Source organism: Variovorax sp. 38R (assembly GCF_014843395.1).
Taxonomy (GTDB): Bacteria; Pseudomonadota; Gammaproteobacteria; order Burkholderiales; family Burkholderiaceae_C; genus Variovorax; species Variovorax paradoxus_H.
Map to the genome: position 1 here is coordinate 1,591,613 of NZ_CP062121.1, position 18,831 is coordinate 1,610,443.

Annotated in this window: 17 protein-coding genes; 11 read left to right on the top strand and 6 right to left on the bottom strand. The window is 70.0% G+C overall.

From position 1 onward, the window contains the following. Window positions 1–48 precede the first annotated feature (48 nt). From IG196_RS06980 to IG196_RS06995, 4 genes are read right to left on the bottom strand one after another with little or no spacing between them, the layout of a single operon-like run. On the bottom strand, window positions 49–1,689 hold the full coding sequence (locus IG196_RS06980) for a rhodanese-related sulfurtransferase (RefSeq protein WP_192195549.1): 1,641 nt from the start codon (window positions 1,687–1,689) through the stop codon (window positions 49–51). After that, window positions 1,686–2,285, bottom strand: a complete 600-nt coding sequence (locus IG196_RS06985) for a cysteine dioxygenase (protein ID WP_192195550.1) — start codon at window positions 2,283–2,285, stop codon at window positions 1,686–1,688. The genes IG196_RS06980 and IG196_RS06985 overlap by 4 nt, the downstream gene beginning before the upstream one ends. After that, entirely contained in the window at window positions 2,282–3,253 is a 972-nt protein-coding gene (locus IG196_RS06990) for an ABC transporter substrate-binding protein (protein ID WP_192195551.1), read from the bottom strand. The genes IG196_RS06985 and IG196_RS06990 overlap by 4 nt, the downstream gene beginning before the upstream one ends. Continuing rightward, window positions 3,250–4,482, bottom strand: coding sequence for an acyl-CoA dehydrogenase family protein (locus tag IG196_RS06995; protein ID WP_192195552.1), 1,233 nt, complete (start codon window positions 4,480–4,482; stop codon window positions 3,250–3,252). Before IG196_RS06995 ends, IG196_RS06990 begins: the two co-directional genes overlap by 4 nt. Before the next feature lie 147 nt (window positions 4,483–4,629). On the opposite strand from IG196_RS06995, the gene IG196_RS07000 reads away from it, so the two are divergent. The 8 genes from IG196_RS07000 to IG196_RS07035 all read left to right on the top strand — a co-directional run bounded on the left by IG196_RS07000 (window position 4,630) and on the right by IG196_RS07035 (window position 12,782). Further along, window positions 4,630–5,637 (top strand): ABC transporter substrate-binding protein, encoded by a 1,008-nt coding sequence (locus tag IG196_RS07000; RefSeq protein ID WP_192195553.1) that lies wholly within the window; start codon window positions 4,630–4,632, stop codon window positions 5,635–5,637. 33 nt (window positions 5,638–5,670) lie between these two features. Continuing rightward, a complete protein-coding gene (locus IG196_RS07005; protein ID WP_192195554.1) occupies window positions 5,671–6,780 on the top strand; it encodes an LLM class flavin-dependent oxidoreductase in 1,110 nt (369 codons plus the stop codon). A 151-nt stretch (window positions 6,781–6,931) separates the two neighbouring features. Further along, a complete protein-coding gene (locus IG196_RS07010; RefSeq protein WP_192195555.1) occupies window positions 6,932–7,756 on the top strand; it encodes a class II aldolase/adducin family protein in 825 nt (274 codons plus the stop codon). 29 nt (window positions 7,757–7,785) lie between these two features. Beyond that, on the top strand, window positions 7,786–8,787 hold the full coding sequence (locus IG196_RS07015; protein WP_192195556.1) for an ABC transporter substrate-binding protein: 1,002 nt from the start codon (window positions 7,786–7,788) through the stop codon (window positions 8,785–8,787). Next, on the top strand, window positions 8,784–9,851 hold the full coding sequence (locus tag IG196_RS07020; protein ID WP_192195557.1) for an ABC transporter permease: 1,068 nt from the start codon (window positions 8,784–8,786) through the stop codon (window positions 9,849–9,851). Before IG196_RS07015 ends, IG196_RS07020 begins: the two co-directional genes overlap by 4 nt. After that, window positions 9,845–10,639 (top strand): ABC transporter ATP-binding protein, encoded by a 795-nt coding sequence (locus IG196_RS07025; protein WP_192195558.1) that lies wholly within the window; start codon window positions 9,845–9,847, stop codon window positions 10,637–10,639. The genes IG196_RS07020 and IG196_RS07025 overlap by 7 nt, the downstream gene beginning before the upstream one ends. 1 nt (window position 10,640) lies before the next feature. After that, on the top strand, window positions 10,641–11,783 hold the full coding sequence (locus IG196_RS07030) for a c-type cytochrome (RefSeq protein ID WP_192195559.1): 1,143 nt from the start codon (window positions 10,641–10,643) through the stop codon (window positions 11,781–11,783). A gap of 36 nt (window positions 11,784–11,819) precedes the next feature. Continuing rightward, window positions 11,820–12,782, top strand: a complete 963-nt coding sequence (locus tag IG196_RS07035; RefSeq protein WP_192195560.1) for an ABC transporter substrate-binding protein — start codon at window positions 11,820–11,822, stop codon at window positions 12,780–12,782. Here the strand turns inward: IG196_RS07035 and IG196_RS07040 are convergent. Next, window positions 12,779–13,816 carry an AraC family transcriptional regulator gene (locus IG196_RS07040; RefSeq protein ID WP_192195561.1) on the bottom strand — a complete coding sequence of 346 codons (1,038 nt, stop codon included), beginning with the start codon at window positions 13,814–13,816 and terminating at the stop codon, window positions 12,779–12,781. The genes IG196_RS07035 and IG196_RS07040 overlap by 4 nt on opposite strands. A gap of 237 nt (window positions 13,817–14,053) precedes the next feature. On the opposite strand from IG196_RS07040, the gene IG196_RS07045 reads away from it, so the two are divergent. Both IG196_RS07045 and IG196_RS07050 read left to right on the top strand, forming a co-directional pair. Next, entirely contained in the window at window positions 14,054–14,569 is a 516-nt protein-coding gene (locus tag IG196_RS07045; RefSeq protein WP_192195562.1) for a response regulator transcription factor, read from the top strand. A gap of 158 nt (window positions 14,570–14,727) precedes the next feature. Continuing rightward, the gene (locus IG196_RS07050) at window positions 14,728–16,152 is read left to right on the top strand and encodes an alkaline phosphatase PhoX (RefSeq protein ID WP_192195563.1); all 1,425 of its coding nucleotides are present in this window, start codon (window positions 14,728–14,730) and stop codon (window positions 16,150–16,152) included. On the opposite strand, the gene IG196_RS07055 is transcribed toward IG196_RS07050, so the two are convergent. Then, the gene (locus IG196_RS07055; protein WP_192195564.1) at window positions 16,127–17,119 is read right to left on the bottom strand and encodes a LysR family transcriptional regulator; all 993 of its coding nucleotides are present in this window, start codon (window positions 17,117–17,119) and stop codon (window positions 16,127–16,129) included. The two genes, IG196_RS07050 and IG196_RS07055, sit on opposite strands and share 26 nt — an antisense overlap. Window positions 17,120–17,259: 140 nt before the next feature. On the opposite strand from IG196_RS07055, the gene IG196_RS07060 reads away from it, so the two are divergent. Continuing rightward, window positions 17,260–18,813 carry a M20/M25/M40 family metallo-hydrolase gene (locus tag IG196_RS07060; protein WP_192195565.1) on the top strand — a complete coding sequence of 518 codons (1,554 nt, stop codon included), beginning with the start codon at window positions 17,260–17,262 and terminating at the stop codon, window positions 18,811–18,813. Window positions 18,814–18,831 lie beyond the last annotated feature (18 nt).

Consider the following 18,831-nt stretch of genomic DNA (forward strand, 5'->3'; position numbering starts at 1 on the left):
AGAAAAAACCGGGCAGTGCCCGGTTTTTTTTCGTCTGCGCTCTGCGCCTCAGACCACGCGAAAGTGGTGCGTGCCGTCGCGCCCCAGCTGTTCCACCAGCCCGTACTCCCAGTCCAGGTAGCCCTGCATGGCCTCGACGGGCGCGTCGGTGCCTTCGTAGGGCCGGCGGTAGCGGTCGGTGCGGGCGGTGGCCAGGCGGGTCTCGCCGGTTTCGGCTGGCAGCCCGGCGGCGAACCAGGCGGTGTTGCCGCCTGTGAGCACCTGCACTTCCACATCGCGCTGGCCGCGTGCATCGAGCAGGGCGCGCAGGTCCGCGGCGGCATAGCGTGCGAGCAGGCTGCTGCCGCAAGTCAGCACGTAGCGTGGCGCGGACGGGATGGCCTTGTCGTCGATCGCCTGCGCGAGCTGCGCACGGATCACGTACCAGGCGCCTGGAATGTGGCGCTTCACGTAGTTGGCGCTCGTGGTCACGTCGATGACGGCGGTGGCGGGTTGCTGCTTCAGCAGCGCGGCCAGTGCCTCGGGTGCGATCTCGGCGACCGTGGCCGCGACGGGCGGGTAGGCCGACGTCGGCGTGCCGGTTTCGCTGAGCGCGGTGGCCGGTGGCACCGCCTCGAGCACGTACACCTCCCAGCCCATCTGCGCGAGCCATGAGGCGCTCATCGACGCGCGCACGCCGTCGTCGTCGGCCAGCACGATGCGTGCGCCGCGCACCGGCACCCGGTGGTCGGTTTCCTGCACGAGCTGTCCGCCGGGCGCGCTCGCGAAGCCGGGCAGGTGGCCGGCGGTGTATTCCTCGGGCGTGCGCACGTCGAAGCGGTACACGGTGCGGCCCGGGGCTTCGAGCGTGTCGAGTGCGTCGATGGCGATGCGGCGCACGCCCGCGGCGTCGGCCACGCGGCGTGCGTCGACCTGTGCCTGCGCACGGTTGGCCTCAGAAACCGCGGCCGGCGCCTGCCGGCCCGCGCCGTGGTCGAGCACCTGGCCCGCGAGCTTCCAGCCGATGGTGCCGTTGCGCAATGCCGCCACCGGGTTCGGGATGCCCGCGTTCACGAGCGACTGCGTGCCGATGATGCTGCGCGTGCGGCCCGCGCAGTTCACGATCACGCGCGTGGCCGGGTCGGGCGCGAGTTCGCGCACGCGCAGCACCAGCTCCGCGCCCGGCACGCTGGTGGCCGAGGGGATGCTCATGGTCTGGTATTCGTCGAAGCGGCGCGCGTCGAGCACGACCACGTCGGCGCGGCTGTCGATCAGCGCCTTCACCTCGGGCGCCGACAGCGACGGCGTGTGCCGCTCGTGCTCGACCAGTTCGCCGAAGGACTTGCTCGGCACGTTGACGTCGCGGAACAGCTCGCCGCCCGCCGCGCGCCAGCCTTCGAGGCCGCCGTCGAGCAGGTGCACGTTCGTGTAGCCGAGCGCGGCGAAGGTGTGTGCTGCGGCGGGTGCGAGATCGACACCGTCGTGCGCGCCGTACAGCACGATGAAGGTGTCGCGCCGCGGAATGCGCCGCCACGCTTCGATCTCGATGCGCGACAGCGGCAGGTTGGCGGCCCACAGCGGGTGCTCCTGCGCGAACGGGTCTTCCTCGCGCAGGTCGAGCAGCGCGGTTTCTTCGCGCGCGATCAGCCGTTCGCGCAGCGTGGCGAAAGGCAACAGGGGAAAGGAGGCAGTGGTCGTGGTCGTCGTCATGCGGCAGTGTTTCGGAGTTCGGCGGAGCGGTCCCACAAGTTGGGCAGCAGCGTGTTGGAGTAGCCGGAGACGAAGGGCTTGCGCCCGCCTTCGGTCGGATAGGTGTGGCGGCGCACGGCGCCGATGTTGGCGCCGTACACATGGATGCTGATCGACACCCGGTCGGCATGCGCGTTGTGCACGCGGTGCAGGTCGCCTACGGTGGGCGACACGGCCTCGACATGCCCCGCGTCGAGCCGCACCGGTTCGCCCTGGGGCCGGGCGGTGCCCCTGGCGTCGAGCGCGTAAGGCTGGCTGTACTCGGCGCCGCGCAGCATGCCGATGAGGCCCCACACCGTGTGGTCGTGGATCGGCGTGGCCTGGCCCGGCCCCCAGACAAAGCTCACGACCGAGAAGCGCTCGGTGCTGTCGGCGTGCAGCAGAAACTGCTGGTAGTAGGTCGGGTCGGCCACGGCGAAGGCGTCGGGCAGCCAGTCGTCGCGCGCCACCAGCGTGCGCAGCAGCGCGCCGCCTTCGGACAGGATGCGCGGCTCGTCGGGCTGGCTGTCGAGCAGCCGGCCGAAGGCGCCGACGAAATCGCGCAGCGGAGCAATCATGCGGGGCGTTTCCAGAGTTGGGTGTCGGTAATGGCGCGCACGTCCACGCGCACAGGAAGGATACCGTCGCGCGCCGAGCGGTCGGCCACGGTCTGCAGCGCGGTGATGTCGGCCTCGCTCACCGGACGTCCCGCCACCGAGGCGCGCGCCGTGATGAGGCGCGCCGACGCAATCGGCAACCGCGTGAGCTGGCTGTAGGCCTGCGCATACGCCTCGGGGTTGGCCAGCGCCCAGTCGCCCGCACGCGCGAGCCGGTCGAGAAACTGCACGATGGCCTCGCGCTTGGCGGGGTCGGCCAGCGAATGCTCGCTCGCGGTGATGAAGCCCAGCGCCGTGTTGATGCCGCGCCCGTCGCGCAGGATGCGCCCACCCTGCTGCAGCGCGATCGCGTAGTAGGGGTCGAAGATGGCCCAGGCGTCGATCTGCTTCGAGGCGAACGCGGCGGCGGCGTCGGTGGGCAGCACGAACTTCACCGTGACCTCGTCGCGCCGCACGCCGGCCTCTTCGAGCGCGCCGTAGAGCTGGTACTGCGAGATGCTGCCGCGCGCCGACGAGACGATGACTGTCTTGCCGCGCAGGTCGGCCACGCTGCGCAGCGGCGAGTCGGGCTGCACCACGATGCCCAGCGACTCGGCCTTGCCGACGCGCGTGGCGACGATCTTCAGTGGCGTCTTGCCGACGGCCGCCGCGAGCACGGGCAGGTCGCCGGCCATCGCGGTGTCGACGGCGGCACTGCGCTGCGCCTCGAACAGCGGCGCAGCACCCTGGAAGTTGGCCCAGCGGTAGGCAAAGGGCGCGTCGTCGAGGGCCTTGGAGGCTTCGAACAGCGAGCGCAGGCCACCGGCCTGGTCGCCGAGCACCAGCGTGGCCTTGGGTTGCGCCACTGCGCGCAGCGGGCTGGCCACGGCCAGCGACAACGCAGCACCTTGCGCGAGCCAGGCGCGGCGGGAGAGTTGCAGCGCGCTCATGCGGCACCTCCCAAAGCCTGCAGCGCACGCTGGCCCGCCGCGACCAATATCACGTCGTTCTGCGGGGTGTGGATGCGGCTGCACAGCACGTCGCGATAGTAGCGTTCGAGCGGGTTCTGGCGCGTGAGGCCGTGGTTGCCGCTCAGCTGCAGCGCCAGCTCGACCACGCGGATCGCGTGCGTGGTCACGGTGTGCTTGAGCAGGCCGCTGTCGGCGGCGGGTGGCGTGTGGCCGCTGTCGACCGCGGCGGCTGCGTCGTCGAGCAGCACGCGGTTGGTGCGCAGCAGCGCCTCGATCTCGCCCACCTGCTCCTGCACGCGCGGCAGGCTCGCCAGCGGCGCGCCGAGGCTGCCGGGCGCGCGCCGGTTCAAAAAGTCGACCAGCCAGTCGCGCGCGGCGCGTGCCACGGCGTCGTAGAGGCTGCCCAGCAGCACGACCATCCAGGCCTGCTGCGCCGCATGGGCGTCGATGTCGGTCTGGCTGCCGGCGCCGGGCGCCCAGTCGGCGGGTGCGCGCAGGTCGACGGCGTGGTCGGCGGCAATGGCGACGTCTTCGAACACCACTTCGTGGCTGCCCGAGGCGCGCAGGCCCAGGTGGTCCCAGCTCGCGATCACGCGGATGCCGGGCGCATCGCGCGGCACCAGGAACACGCCGGTGCGCGGCGCGGGCTCGTCGGTGCGCGCCCAGACCGCGAGCCACGACAGGCCCTCGATGCCCGTCGTGTAGAGCTTGTGGCCGTCGATGCGCCAGCCCTCGGGCGTGCGCCGCGCCACGGTGCCGGGCAGGCCGCCGCGCGCCGGTGAGCCCAGCGCGGGCTCCACGCGCAGCGCGTTGATGAGCGCGCCGTGCGTCACCGCATCGCGTGCCACGCGCTCGCGCAGGTGCGCGGGCCAGCGGCTCTCGCGGCGCGCGAGCGCCTGGTGCTGCAGGTAGGTCATGGTGAGGATCAGCGCGGTGGCGGGCTCGCCGCGCGCGACCGCCGCGATCACGCGGCGCGCCGTGGCCAGCGTGGCGCCACCACCGCCGTACGCGGCAGGTGCGACGAGGCCGATGAGCCCGTGCGCCTGCAACGCTTCGAAGTTCTGCCGCGGAAAGGCGCCGCTGCGGTCGTGGTCGGCCGCCGTGGACGCGAACTGGTCCGACAGGCGGGCCAGCACGCTGGGGTCGACGGAGGGCGGGGTGTCTGTTTCGGGAACGGCCGGCGCGCGGCGCAAGGGGAGTGCACTCATGGTGCCCGCACGGTAAAGGCCCGCTGCCAGCACGCGAAGGATGCATCGCGCATATCCAAATTCGTTTTTCTGCGTTCGTTTTCGGGGCCCGTCTCGGTACGGTCTCGCTTCTCCTCGAGCGTGAGTGAAGAAGAAAGAACACAAGGCATGACACCCGATTTCCCGCTGGACCGCCGCCGCCTGCTGCAGGCCGCCGCCGCATGGGGCGTGGCTGCGTCGGGCGTGGCGCAGGCCGCCGCGCCGTCGCGTGACCCGTCCAACCTGTCGGGCGTGACACTGCGCGTGGCCACCTACAAGGGCCTGTGGCGCCCGCTGCTCACGGCCTCGGGCCAGGCCGACACTCCTTACAAGATCGACTGGCGCGAACTCAACAACGGCGTGCTGCACATCGAGGCCATCAACGGCGATGCGCTCGACCTGGGCTCGGGCAGCGAGATCCCGCCGGTGTTCGCGGCGCGGCAGAAGTCGAGCGTTCGGCTCGTGGCCGTGACGCACGAAGACCTCAACAACCAAGCCACGCTGGCGCGCAAGGACTCGGCCATCCGCAGCATTGCCGACCTCAAGGGCAAGCGCGTGGGCTATGTGCGCGCCACCACCTCGCACTACTACCTGGCCAAGCAGCTGGCCGAGGCGGGGCTGTCGTTCGCCGACATCCAGCCCGTGAGCCTGACACCGGCCGACGGCCTCTCGGCCTTCGCACGCGGCGACCTCGATGCCTGGGCCATCTACGGCTACAACGGCCAGCTCGCGCGCACCCAGTACGGCGCGCGCACGCTCAAGACCGGCGTGGGTTATCTGTCGGGCAACTTCCCCATTTATGCCAACCCGCGCGCGCTCGACGACACGCTGCGCCGTGCGGCGCTGGGCGACCTGCTGCAGCGCCTGCAGCGCGCGTTCGCCTGGATCAACGGCAACTTCCTGGCCTATGCCCGTGCGCAGTCGGCCGAGACGCGCGTGCCCGTGGGCGACATCGTCGAGCTGTTCAACGGCCGCAGCGGCGACTACAGCCTCGGCCCCGTCACCGACGCCGTGGTGCGCAGCCACCAGGACGTGGCCGACACCTTCCAGAAGATCGGCGTGCTCGACGGCCCCGCCGATGTGAAGCCGCTGTGGGACCGCCGCTTCGAAAACCTGCTGCGGCTGCCCGCCGCCTGACCCCTTCATTCCATCCGCATCCACGAGGACACCATGAGCCAGAACGACGTTGAATTCATCGGCATGATCCAGGGCCAGAAGGTCTCGGAGATCCACGCCGCCAAGGGCCCTGCCCTCGACCGCGACTACGTGCGCGCCTTCGCGCAGGCGCACGAAAACGCCGGCTTCGACCGCGTGCTGGTGCCGCACCATTCGACCAGCCCCGATGCCACGCTCACGGTGGCCTACGCGGCCTCGGTGACCGAGCGCATCCACTTCATGCTCGCGCACCGTCCGGGCTTCGTGGCGCCGACGCTCGCGGCGCGCCAGTTCGCATCGCTCGACCAGTTCAGCGGCGGCCGGCTCGGCGTGCACTACATCTCGGGCGGCTCCGACGAAGAGCAGCAGCGCGACGGCGACTGGCTCGACCACGACCAGCGCTACGCCCGCACCGACGAATACCTCGAGGTGCTGCACAAGGTGTGGACGGCAGAGAAGCCCTTCGACCACGAAGGCGCGCACTACCGCTTCCAGAACGCGTTCTCCGAAGTGAAGCCGGTGCAGACGCGCAACGGCAAGCCGCATGTGCCCGTGTACTTCGGCGGGGCGTCGGAGGCCGCGATTCCGGTCGCAGGCAAGTACGCCGATGTGTACGCGCTGTGGGGCGAATCGCTCGACCAGGCGCGCGAACTCACGACCCGCGTGCGCGCCGAGGCGGCCAAGCATGGGCGCAGCGTGCGCTTCTCGGTGTCGTTCCGGCCGATCCTCGCGGCAACCGAAGACGCCGCATGGGCGCGCGCCGAGAACATCCTGGCGGAGACGAAGCGCCTGCGCGTTGTGCAGGGCTACAACCGCGGCGGGCCGCAGCAGAGTGAAGGGGCCAAGCGCCTGCTGGCTGCGGCGGAGAAGGGCTCGCGGCTCGACAAACGGCTGTGGACGGCGGTCGCGCAAGAGATTGGCGGGCGCTCCAACAGCACCGCGCTGGTCGGCACGCCCGAGCAGGTCGCCGATGCGCTGCTCGATTACTACGACCTCGGCGTGACGACCTTCCTGATCCGCGGTTTCGATCCGCTGGAAGACGCGACGGACTATGGGCGTGAGCTGATTCCGCGCACGCGTGAACTGGTTGCGCAGCGCGCAGCTTCCATTCGCAAGGCGGCCTGATGTGTCTTTCTCCCTCCCCCTCTGGGGGAGGGCAGGGGTGGGGGCAAGCGGCCTCGAACACCGTCATGGCTTTGATGCCGTCGTGCCCCCATCCCAGCCTTCCCCCAGAGGGGGAAGGAGCAAAAACCAAAAACCGAACACGAGGAATCCGATGAGTGCCGTTCTCTCTATCGACCGCCACACCCTCCAGCCGCTGAAGCTCCACGCGAACCCGCAGCAGAAGCACTGGTTCGACCCCATCCCGCCGCGCCCCACCGTGCAGGCCGAGCGCCGCCACCGGCAGGAGCGCCTCGCAGGCGCCTTCCGCCTGTTCGCGCGCTTCGGCTTCGCGCAGGGCCTGGCCGGCCACATCACGGCGCGCGACCCCGAGCTGACCGATCACTTCTGGGTCAACCCGCTGGGCGTGCACTTCTCGCGCATCAAGGTGTCCGACTTGCTGCTCGTCAATTCGAAAGGCGAGACGGTCGTCGGCGACCGGCCGCTCAACAAGGCCGCCTTCGCCATCCACGCCGCGATCCACGAGCACAACCTGAACATCGTGGCCGCGGCCCACACGCACTCGACCTACGGCAAGGCCTGGTCCACGCTGGGCCGCAAGCTCGACACGCTCACGCAAGACGCCTGCGTGTTCCACGACGACGTGGCGCTGTTCGACGACTTCACCGGCATGGTGGTCGACACCAGCGAGGGCGATCGCATCGCCCGCGCGCTGGGCGACAAAAAGGGCGCGATTCTCAAGAACCACGGCATCCTGACGGCGGGCCCCACCGTGGAGGCCGCCTCGTGGTGGTACATCGCGCTGGACAACGCCTGCCACACGCAATTGCTGGCCGAGGCCGCCGGCACGCCGCAGCCGATCGACGAGGCCACCGCGCGCCACACGCACGGCCAGATCGGCGGGCCCGAAGGCGCCATCCATTCCTTCGACAGCCTGTACGAAGGCCTGGTCGAGGCCGAACCCGAACTCCTGCTTTGACGACGACGAACCCCCGGAGCCTTTCCCCGATGAACGCATCCCTTTCCCGCCGCAGCGTGCTGCGCACCGGCGCTGCCGCCGCCGTGGTCGCCTCGGGCGGCCTCATTGCCTCGCAGGCCTTCTCGCAGCAGGCGCGCAAGCTCACCTTTGCCTGGAACGCCGCCGCGTTCTGCCTTTCGCCCGTGGTGGTGGCGCAGGAGCGCGGCTACTTCGAGCGCAACGGCCTGCAGGTGGACCTCGTCAACTACACGGGCTCGACCGACCAGCTGCTGGAGTCGCTGGCCACCGCCAAGGCCGACGCGGCCGTGGGCATGATCCACCGCTGGCTCAAGCCGCTCGAATCGGGCTTCGACGTGAAGATCGTCGGCAGCTCGCACGGCGGCTGCGTGCGCCTCGTGGGCGCCAAGGCCGCGGGCGCTACCAGCCTGGCGAGCCTCAAGGGCAAGATCATCGGCGTGTCGGACATCGCGAGCCCGGGCAAGAACTTCTTCTCGATCCTGCTGGCGAAGAACGGCATCGACGCCGACCGCGACGTCACCTGGCGCCAGTACCCGGCCGACCTGCTCGACATCGCGGTGAAGAAGGGCGAGATCCACGCCATTGCCGACGGCGACCCGAACGTGTACCTCATCGAGAAGCGCAACCAGGGCACCTTCGTCGAGCTCGCGAGCAACCTCTCGGGCGAGTACAAGGACAAGGTCTGCTGCATCGTCGGCGCGCGCGGCGAGCTGGTGCGCAAGGACAAGGCGACGGTGGCCTCGCTGGTGCGTGCCATCGCGCAGGCCTCCGACTACGTGGCCGAGAACCCGAACGAGTCGGCCAAGCTCTTCGCCAAGTACTCGCCCAAGGTGCCGGTCGAAGACCTGCGCGCGCTGCTGGGCACGCTCACGCACAACCACCACCCGCTGGGCAAGAACCTGCGCAACGAGGTGGAGTTCTATGCGCGCGACTTCCGCAGCGTCGGCGTGCTGAAGAAGACCACCGACCCGGCGCGCTTCGCCGAGCACGTGTCTTTCGATCCGCTGGCATGAGCGCCGTCATTGATCGGGTGCTGGAAGCACCGCCGCAAGCGCCGGGAAGCTGGCGTCGCCCTGGCATCGAAAAGGCCGCGCCGGCTTCGGTGTTCGCACGCCCCGCTGAAGACTTCTGGCGGACCGGCGCACTCGCGAGCGCGGGCTGGGTCGCGCTGGGCCTGCTCACCGTCTACTGGCCCAACAAGGCCGTGGGCTTCAACGACTGGGCCTACACCGACGAGTTCGGCATCGCTGCCATCGCCATCGGCGCAGCGCTGCTGCTCGTGGCGCTGCTCGGCACGCGCGCGGGCCGCGTGGCGCGCACGCTGCGGCCGGCCGGACCGTGGCTGGTCGCGCTGCCGGTGCTGTTCGCCATCTGGGAGATCGCGACGGCCAAGCTCGCGCTGCTGCCCACGCCGTTCTTCGCGCCGCCGCAGAGCCTCATCGAAACGTACATCGACGACTGGCGCCGCCTCGGTGAAAGCCTGGCGCATTCGGCACGGCTGCTCGCCCACGGCTTCGTGCTGGGCGCGCTCGCGGGCTTTCTCACGGGCGTGACCATCGGCTGGTCGCGCATCGCGGGCTACTGGGTGCACCCGGTGCTGCGCTTCGTGGGGCCGGTGCCGGCCTCGGCGCTGCTGCCGCTGGCGTTCTTCTTCTTTCCGTCGAGCTACGCGGCGGCCGTGTTCCTCATCGCGCTGGCGACGGGCTTTCCGGTGGCGGTGCTGACGTGGTCGGGCGTGGCGGGCGTCAACCGCAACTACTACGACGTGGCGCGCACCATGGGCGCGAGCGAACGCTTCCTGGTGCTGCGCGTGGCGATTCCCGCCGCGCTGCCGCAGGTGTTCGTGGGCCTGTTCATGGGGCTCGGCGCCGCGTTCTCGGTGCTGGTGACGGCCGAGATGATGGGCGTGAAGGCCGGGCTGGGCTTCTATCTTTCGTGGGCGCAGGGCTGGGCGTCGTATTCGAACATGTACGCCGCGCTGATCGTCATGGCGCTGCTGTGCTCGGGCCTGATCACGCTGCTGTTCAAGGTGCGCGACCGCGTGCTGTCGTGGCAGAAGGGGACCGTGAAATGGTAGCCACCGTTGAAGCTGAAGCGGGTGTGCGCCAGGCCGGCGCGCAGATCGACATCCACGGCGTGAGCCACTGGTTCGATGTGCCGGCGGGTCCGCTGCAGGTGCTCGACGACATCGACCTTGGCGTGAAGCCTGGCGAGTTCGTCGCGCTGCTCGGGCCGAGCGGCTGCGGCAAGTCGACGTTGCTGCGCCTCGTGGCCGGGCTGGAGCCCGCCACGGCCGGTCGCATCACGCAAGACGGCGCACCCATCACGCGGCCCGACCCGTCGCGCATCGTCGTGTTTCAAGACCCGACGCTCTACCCCTGGCGCAGCGTGTGGGACAACGTGGCGCTCGGCCTGCAGGCGCGTGGCGTGCTCAAGGCGCAGCGCGGGCGCGTCGACGAGGCGCTGAAGCTCGTCGGTCTCACCGACTTCGCCAAAGCCTTTCCGCACCAGCTCTCGGGCGGCATGGCGCAGCGCGTGGCGCTGGCGCGTGCGCTGGTCAACGACCCGCAGCTGCTGGTGCTCGACGAGCCGCTGGGCAAGCTCGACTCGCTCACGCGCATCGCGATGCAGAGCGAGCTGGTCAACCTGTGGCAGCGCGCGGGCTTCTCGGCGCTGCTGGTGACGCACGACGTGGAAGAGGCGCTGTTCCTCGCGAACCGGGTGATCGTGCTGAGCGACCGGCCGGCGCGCATCGCGGCGGAACTCGTGGTCGACCTGCCGTACCCGCGCCATCGCGGGCACGCGCGTCTTGCTGAACTGCGCCACGAAGCGCTGCGCCACTTGGGGCTCGACGCCACCTGGTGACATGAACAGCAAGCCCGAGGCCGATTGGCTCAACCTGCTGATCGGCCTGCTTCAGGGCGCCCAACTGCAGCTGCTGCGCGTGCTCGATGCGCTCGGCCTTGCGCAGCAGGCGCACGGCCAGCCGGCGTGGCCGTGGGCGCGCCGGCTGTCGGGCGAAAACCTGTTGATCGATTTGGGGCAAGCGCGCAGCCTCGCGTGGACGCTGGTGTGCGTCGGCATTGCTGTGCTGCTGCTGTTGGTCGCGCTGGTCTGGCGGCGCCCGCGCTGGTACCTGCTCGCGCTGGTGCCGATGCTGTTGATCGTCGCGCCGTGGCCCCATGCGAACGTCGTGCTCGTGCCTGCGACGCCGACGAGTTTCCAGGCGTCGCCGACGGGCTTCACAGCCGCGTCCATCGCGCAGGGGCGCGTGCTCTACGCGCAGCATTGCGTGAGCTGCCACGGCGCTGACGGCAAGGGCGAAGGGCCGCTTGCTGCCTCGCTGGCCATGTGGCCGCCGAACCTCACGGGCCCGTTGCTGTGGCGCCGCGCCGATGGCGACCTGCTCTGGCGTGTGCTTCACGGCACGGCCACCATGCCCGGCTTCGGTGGCGCGCTCGACGCGGCCGATGCCTGGGCGCTCATCGATTACATGAAGGCGCAGGGTGCGGGTCAGAGCCTGCGCGCGCTGGGCCACTGGCCGCAGCCTGTCGGCCTGCCCGACATCGCGGTGCGCTGCGGCGCGCAGGCGCCTCGGTCGCTCGCGCATTGGCGCGGGCAGCGTGTGCGCGTCGTGGCGGGCACCGTCGCGCCGAGCGAAGACCCGCGCTTGGTGACGGTGCAGCTGCTGCCGCCTGCGTCGGAGGCAACGAACGCCACCGCCGATTGCGTCGCCGATTCACCGGCCGCGTGGGAGGCGCTGGCACTCATTGCAGGCACCGACCAGCTCGCGGGCATGCAGCTCATCGCCGACCGCGACGGCTGGTTGCGCGTGCGCGGCCTGCCGGGGCAGGCCGGATGGTCCGACGACGACCTGCTGTGCCGCAGCGACAGCCCACCGGCTGCCTCGGCGAAGGGGGCAGTGCTGCCGCTCGACGGCCTGGGCGCGCTCATCGCCCGCATGGACGCCGAGCCGGTGCGCTTCGTCAAGGGCGGCTTCATCCACTGATTTCCTTTTTTCATCGCTTCACTCGGAGAACAAACCATGACCTCGCACCTCGACCGATCGCGCCGCCAACTGCTTGCCGGCGGTCTTGCCGCTGCCACGACCGCCACCTTGCCTGCCTTCGTCCGCGCCCAGGGCCGCCCGGTGCTCAAGGCCGGCGACCAGAAGGGCGGGCTGCGCGCGCTGCTCGAAGCGGCGGGCGGGCTCGAAGGGCTCGGCTACGACATCCAGTGGTCGGAGTTCCCGGCCGCCGCGCCGCTGGCCGAAGCGCTTAACGCGGGCGCGGTCGATTCGGGCCCGATCGGCGATGCGCCGTTGATCTTCGCGCTCGCGGCCGGCACGCGCGTCAAGGCCATCGGCGCGAACCGCTCCGACGCCTACGGCACGGCGGTGCTGGTGCGGCCCGATTCACCGCTCAAGACTGCCGCCGAGCTCAAGGGCAAGAGCATCGCCACCAACCGCGGCTCCATCGGCCACTACGTCACGCTCAAGGCGATCACCGAGGCGGGCCTGAAGCCCGAGGACGTGAACATCCGCTTCCTTGCGCCGGCCGACGCCAAGCTCGCGCTCACCCAAGGCTCGGTCGATGCGTGGGCCACGTGGGAGCCCTACACCGCGCTGGCCGAAATCAGCCGCCATGCGCGCGTGCTGGTCAGCGGACGCGGCCTGCTGCCGGGGCTGAGCTACCTCGCGGCGACCGATGCCGCCATTGCCGCCAAACGGCCGGTGCTGCAGGACTTTCTGCAGCGCGTGGTGAAGGCGCAGCGCTGGTCGTACCGCAATGTCGATGCGTTTTCGGCCACGCTCGCACGCATCATCGGCATTCCGCCCGAGGCGGCGAAGCTGCAGTTCGAGCGCCGCCAGCAGCAGTGGATTGCCATCGACGCGCAAGTCATCGCCGATCAGCAGGGCACGGCCGATTTCTACCGTCAGGTGGGGCTCATCAAGCAGCCGCTCGACGTGAAGGGCACGTTCGACACGGGCTTTGGTACGGCGGCCTAGAAACGCCTTTCGAGCGCCTGCACGCGGAAGTCCTGCGGCGCGATGCCGTAGGTGCGGCGGAAGGCGCGGCTGAAATCCGAGGCGCTGCCAAAGCCCGCGCCGTAGGCGATGTCGGTCACCATCACGTGCGGATAGCGCGCCAGGTCGCTCGCCGCCTGGCGCAGCCGCAGGCTGCGGATGTAGCTGCCCAGCCCGCCTTCGTGCTGGAACATGCGGTACAGCGTGGGGCGCGGCAGCTGCAGTGCGGCGAGCACGCTCTCGGGCGTGAGGTCGGCGCGGTGCAGGTGGGTCTGCACATGGCGGCGCACCTGGTCGAACATGGCGGCGCGTGCCGCCGCGCGCGCATTGCCGCCGAAGCCCGCCTGCTTGCCGAAGGCCGACACCACCAGCTGCGCCCCCGTGCGCACCGAACTCTGGGCCGCCGCCGGCGTCATGCCGCTGAGGTGGCGCGCCAGCGAGATCGCGTGCGCGGCCGCCAGCCGCGCCAGCGGCGTGGTGCAGGCGAGCATGCGGCCGTGCAGGGCCTCGGGGTCGGGGAAGGTTTCCTGCACCAGCGCGCCCGGCACGAAGAAGGTGTGAACGCGACAGTCGCTGCGCCGCATGCGCACCGGCTGATTCATGTCCAGCGCGAGGATGGTGGCCGTGCCGGCAGGTGCCGGCGGTGGTTCGCCCTTGCGCAGGGCGCGCGGCGCGGCGCGCACCCGCACGTCGTGCATGCCGCCGTGCTCGAACACATGGAAGGCGAAGTCGCGCACGCTGTCGGTCGACACGCGCGCCAGCGAGCGCTCCATCACCAGCGCGTCGGAGCGGCACTCGGTGAAGACAAGGCCGCCCACGTCGTAGCGGTCGATCGCGGCGTGGAACGGGCGCTCGAGCACGTCGGGCGAGGGCAGCGCGTCCATCACATGGCCGACGCGCGCGCGCCAGGCCAGGAACTGCCGGTCGGGCGGTTCCGCATGCACATCGAAGTGGCTGTGCGCCACGCCCGGGGGAGAGAGGGGGCGTTCGGGGGCCGTGGCGGCGCTGGATGTCATGGGCGAGGTCGGAGCAGCGCCAAGGCTTGTGGCGGTCTGTTCCGCCAATTAGTACTAACTAAGCGTTAAAAAATCACATATTTAGCGGAATTCTCCCAAGAACTGAGACGGATGGTCAAGGCTGTTTACAAAGCGCCCTCAGGCTCACCGCAGGCATCCCGCATGGCAATTGCATTCCGTCGGGACGCGAATTTCTCTTTTTCCCCCTGAGCGTTGACCGACCGAGCGAGCATTGACATGTCCAAAGGAAGCGCCGAGCTGCGTGCCATTTCGGAACTGGACGACAGGTCGCCCCTGAGCCCCGCCGTGGCCGCGAACGCCGCCGCGCGGCTCTTTGCCCAGGCCAACCAGCTGGAGCTGGCCAACCTGATGGCGGCGGTCGAGCGCGGCGACGTGTGGGCGGCCGCGCGCACGGCGCGGCAGATTCTTTGCGGCATCGAGGACGCTGCGCTGGAAGCGCTTGGGCTCGACGGGGCGCGCGAAGCGCCCTGCGACGAGGGTCTGCTCTCGCCGCGCGAACTCAAGGTGCTCGAACTCGTGGCCCAGGGCTGGAGCAACCGGCGCGTGGCCGAAGCGCTGCACCGCTCCGACAGCACCGTCGCCAGCCAGATCAAGAGCATCTACCGCAAGTTGTCGGTCCATTCGCGCACGCAGGCCGTGCACGAGGCGACGCAGCGCGGGCTGCTGCGGCCGTCGGGTGCGACGGAGCGGCGGGTGATCCGGTTTCCGGTGTCCACCCCCGCTCGCAACTGAGCGGGGCCCGCTCGCGGCGCGCGTCCGAAAGGGCGCGCGGCCGGTATCGGCGTGATCGCCATCACGCCTGTCCACTGTCACCGTTCTGCCATCGGGCCTGAGAAGAATCGCTGCGTCACACAAGCTGACCACCGACTGACTTCTCCGATGAAAAGAACATGACCGACACCACGCAGCCCCGCTCGCCATTCCCCACCATTCCCCTCGACCTTCCCCAGCGCCGCGCCTTCCTGCAACGCTCCTTTGCGACCGCAGGCGCCGTGACGCTGCCGGCCTTTCTAGCTGCCTGCGGCGGCGGTGGTGGCGGTGCGGTCGGCTTCCCGCCCCTGGCGGGCCTGCCGCCGAGTCCGCCGCCTGCGCCGGACGCACCGGCTCCGGCGCCCGCACCGGTCGAGCCGCCCGTCAAGAAGAGCCCGTTCGCCGAGTTCTCCGAGCTGCAGCCCGCCGATGCCAACGGCGTCATGCTGCCCAAGGGGTTCAGCTCGCGCATCGTCGCCCGGTCGGGCAGCGTGGCCGCGAGCGGCTACACGTGGCACGGCGCACCGGACGGCGGCGCCGTGTACCCGGGCTCCGACGGCGGCTGGATCTACGTCAGCAACTCGGAAATCAAGGCGAACGGCGGCGGCGTCGGCGCATTGCGCTTCGACAAGAACGGCACGTTGGTCGATGCGTACCCGATCCTGAAAGGCACGACGACGAACTGCGCCGGCGGTCCCACGCCTTGGAACACCTGGCTGTCATGCGAGGAACACGCCAGCGGCAAGGTCTGGGAATGCGATCCCGCCAAGCCCTGGGTGGACGCCAGCAGCGCGCCGAGCCTGCCCGCGCTGGGGCTCTTCGCGCACGAGGCCGTGTGCGTCGACCCGGTCCACAAGACGCTCTACCTCACCGAAGACGCCTCGGGCGGCCGCGTCTACCGCTTTGTCTGCGATGCCACCGACTGGCCCGAGGGCGCCGACCGCGCCGCGATGAAGGCCGGCCGGCTGCAGGTGCTGAAGGTCAAGGACATCGCGAACGACCTCGACCTGGCCGCACCGGCCCAGGCGGCGCTCAAGGACTACACCAAGCCGCAGCCCGTGGAGTGGCTGGACGTGATCAACGCCGACAAGGCGCAATCGACGGTGCGCAGCGGGATGCGCACCGCGGGCTTCACGCCGCCGGGCGCCATCTTCACCAAGGCCGAGGGCATCTGGTTCTTTGCCGGCATCGTGTACTTCGTGACCTCGTTCAATGCGCGCATCTGGGCCTACGACACGCAGAACGAAACCCTCGAGGTGATCTACGACGGCAAGGACAAGGACCCCGCCACGCATTCGATCGACGAGCCCGACAACCTGACGATCTCCGCGCTCGGCGACATCCTGGTGGCAGAGGACGCGGGCAACCTCGAGATCGGCGTGCTGCGCATCGAGGCCGGCACCTCGCAGCCGCTGGTGCGCCTGGAGGGCCACGACGACAGCGAGGTCACCGGCCCGGCGCTCTCGCCCGACGGCACGCGCCTGTACTTCAGCTCGCAGCGCGGCGTCGGCAAGACCGGCCTCGGCATCACCTTCGAGATCACGCTGCCGTTCGCGGCGAAGTGAGGGGGCGCGGGGCCCGTACGTCCGACGTGCCCCGCGTTTTTTTCGCCGCCGCGCGCGCGCCCGGCGCCGGCAACTGCTCGCGCAGGTAGGCCAGGAAGGTCCGCACCACCTCCGGCAGCGTGCGGTCGGCCAGCGTCTGCAGCTCGACCGATCGCCCGCGCATGCCGGGCTCGCGGATCTCGGCCGCCACCAGGTCGCCGCGCTGCAGGCGGTCGCGCACCGTGATCTCGCCCGTGATGCCCAGGCCGCCGTCCTGCAGCACGAAATTGGCGATCGCCTCGAAGCGGTTGCTGACCAGCACGGGTTCGAACACGAGGCCGCGGTTGCTGCAGCCCACGTCGAACAGCTGGCGCACCGTGTTCTCGGGGCTGCTGAGTGCGATGGGAAAGGGATGCATCTGCGCCAGCGTCACGCTGCGCGACTTCGCCAGCGCATGGTCGGGCCGCATGATCACGAACACCGACGCCGGCTGGCGATGCTCGACCCGGATGCCGCGCACGGCCGCGCGGCTGTAGGTGAGGCCGATGTCCGCCTCGCCGAGCAGCACGGCATCGCTCACCTGCGTCGGGCCGGTGGCATCGAGCCGGAAGCGAACGCCCGGGTACTGCACCCGGAACGCCGCGATGGTGCGCGGCAGGAACTCGTTGGCGAAGCCCGAGGAGCAGGCGATGCGCACGCGCCCGCTCAGCGGCCCCTGCAGCGCCTGGATGTCCGACAGCACGCGCTCGGCCTCCAACGCGCCGCGCAGGGCGTGCGCCGCCAGCAGTTCGCCCGCGGCACTGGGCACCATGCCGCGCGGGCGGCGCTCGAACAGCGGCTCGCCCACCAGGGTTTCGAGCGCGGCCACCTGGCGGCTGACGGCCGAGATGCTGACGCTCAGCCGCGCGGCGGCCTCGGTGAGCGAGCCGGTGCGGGCCACTTCGAGGAAGTAGCGCAGCGAGGTTTCCTGCAGGCGGCGGCTGGGCATAGGGGAGGGGATGAGGTGATGCGAGGTTTGCAGGAAACGCAAAGGTAGCTCAAGAAAATAGCAATTGTTGAAAAGGTGCCCGCTTTTTATGCTGCGCAGACACCCCGTTCCTCGTTCTGCTCCCTTCTGCGCTGCCATCCATGCCCACTCGTTCTCCCCGCTTTCCCCGTCGCCTGATCGCACTGGTGCCCACGGCCTTCCTGCTGCTGGGCCACGGCCTTGCGCAGTCGGCCGAACTCTCGCCGGCCCTGGCCGAGCGCCATGCGCAGGGCACCTACCGCGAGTACTTCGAACTGCTGGCCCTGCCCAACGACGCCACCGTGCCGGAAGACATCCGCAAGAACGTCGACTGGCTGGAGCAGGCCTTCCGCAAGCGCGGCTTCACGACGAAGCAGTTGCCCAACAGCGGCAAGCCGATGCTCTACGCCGAGTTCCCGGGCAACGACCCCGCGCGAAAGACGGTGCTGTTCTACATGCACCTCGACGGCCAGCCGGTGATTCCCGCGCAGTGGGCTCAAAAGAGCCCGTGGACGCCCGTGCTCAAGCGCAAGACGGACAAGGGCGAGTGGGAAGAGATCGATTCGGCCCCACTCTTCAGCGGCCCGCTCGATCCCGAGTGGCGCGTGTTCGGCCGGGCCTCGGCGGACGACAAAGGCCCGATCATGATGCTGCTGGCGGCCATCGATGCGCTGAAAGCTGGCGGCGGCCAGCCGGCGGTCAACGTGAAGGTGATCCTCGACAGCGAGGAAGAAAAAGGCTCGCCGTCGATCAGCGAGGTCATGCAGGCGCACCGCGAGCTGCTGCGCAGCGACGCCATCGTGATCCACGACGGCCCCATGCACGCCACCAACCGGCCCACGCTGGTGTTCGGCAACCGCGGTGCGGCCGATGCGCGGCTCACCGTGTACGGCGCCAAGGTGCCGCTGCACAGCGGGCACTACGGCAACTACGCGCCCAACCCGGCCCAGCGGCTGGCCAGCCTGCTGGCCACGATGAAGGACGACACGGGGCGCGTCACCGTGCCCGGCTACTACGACCGCGTGAAGATCGGCGAGGCCGACCGCCAGATCATGGCCGCCGTGCCCGACGACGAGGCCGCGCTCAAGCGCCGCCTGGGCATCGCCCGCACCGACAAGGTCGGCGCCAACTACCAGGAGGCGATGCAGTACCCGTCGCTGAACGTGCGCGGCATGGCTTCGGCGGCCGTGGGCGACAAGGTGGCGAACATCGTCCCCGACAAGGCCGAGGCCGAGATGGACCTGCGCACCACGCCCGACTCCGACGCGCCCTACCTGGGCAAGCTCATCGAGGCGCACATCGTCAAGCAGGGCTACCACCTCGTGAAGGGTGCGCCGACCGACGACGAGCGCGCCCGCTACGACAAGATCGCGAGCTTCAGCTACCGCAGCGAGGGCGCCGACGCGGCGGGCTCGCCGATCAATTCACCGATCGGCCAGTGGGCCTACAAGGCGCTGACCGACACCTTCGGCACCACGCCCGAGCCGGTGCGCATCCGCATGATGGGCGGCACCGTGCCGACGGCGGAAATCGTGCGCGTGCTGCAGGTGCCGTTTGCGATCATTCCGCTGGTGAACGCCGACAACAACCAGCATGCGGCGAACGAGAACCTGCGCATGGGCAACTACATGACCGGCGTGCAGACGGTCTACGCGCTGATGACGCACGGGTTCTGAGTTCGAGCCGTGCGGGCG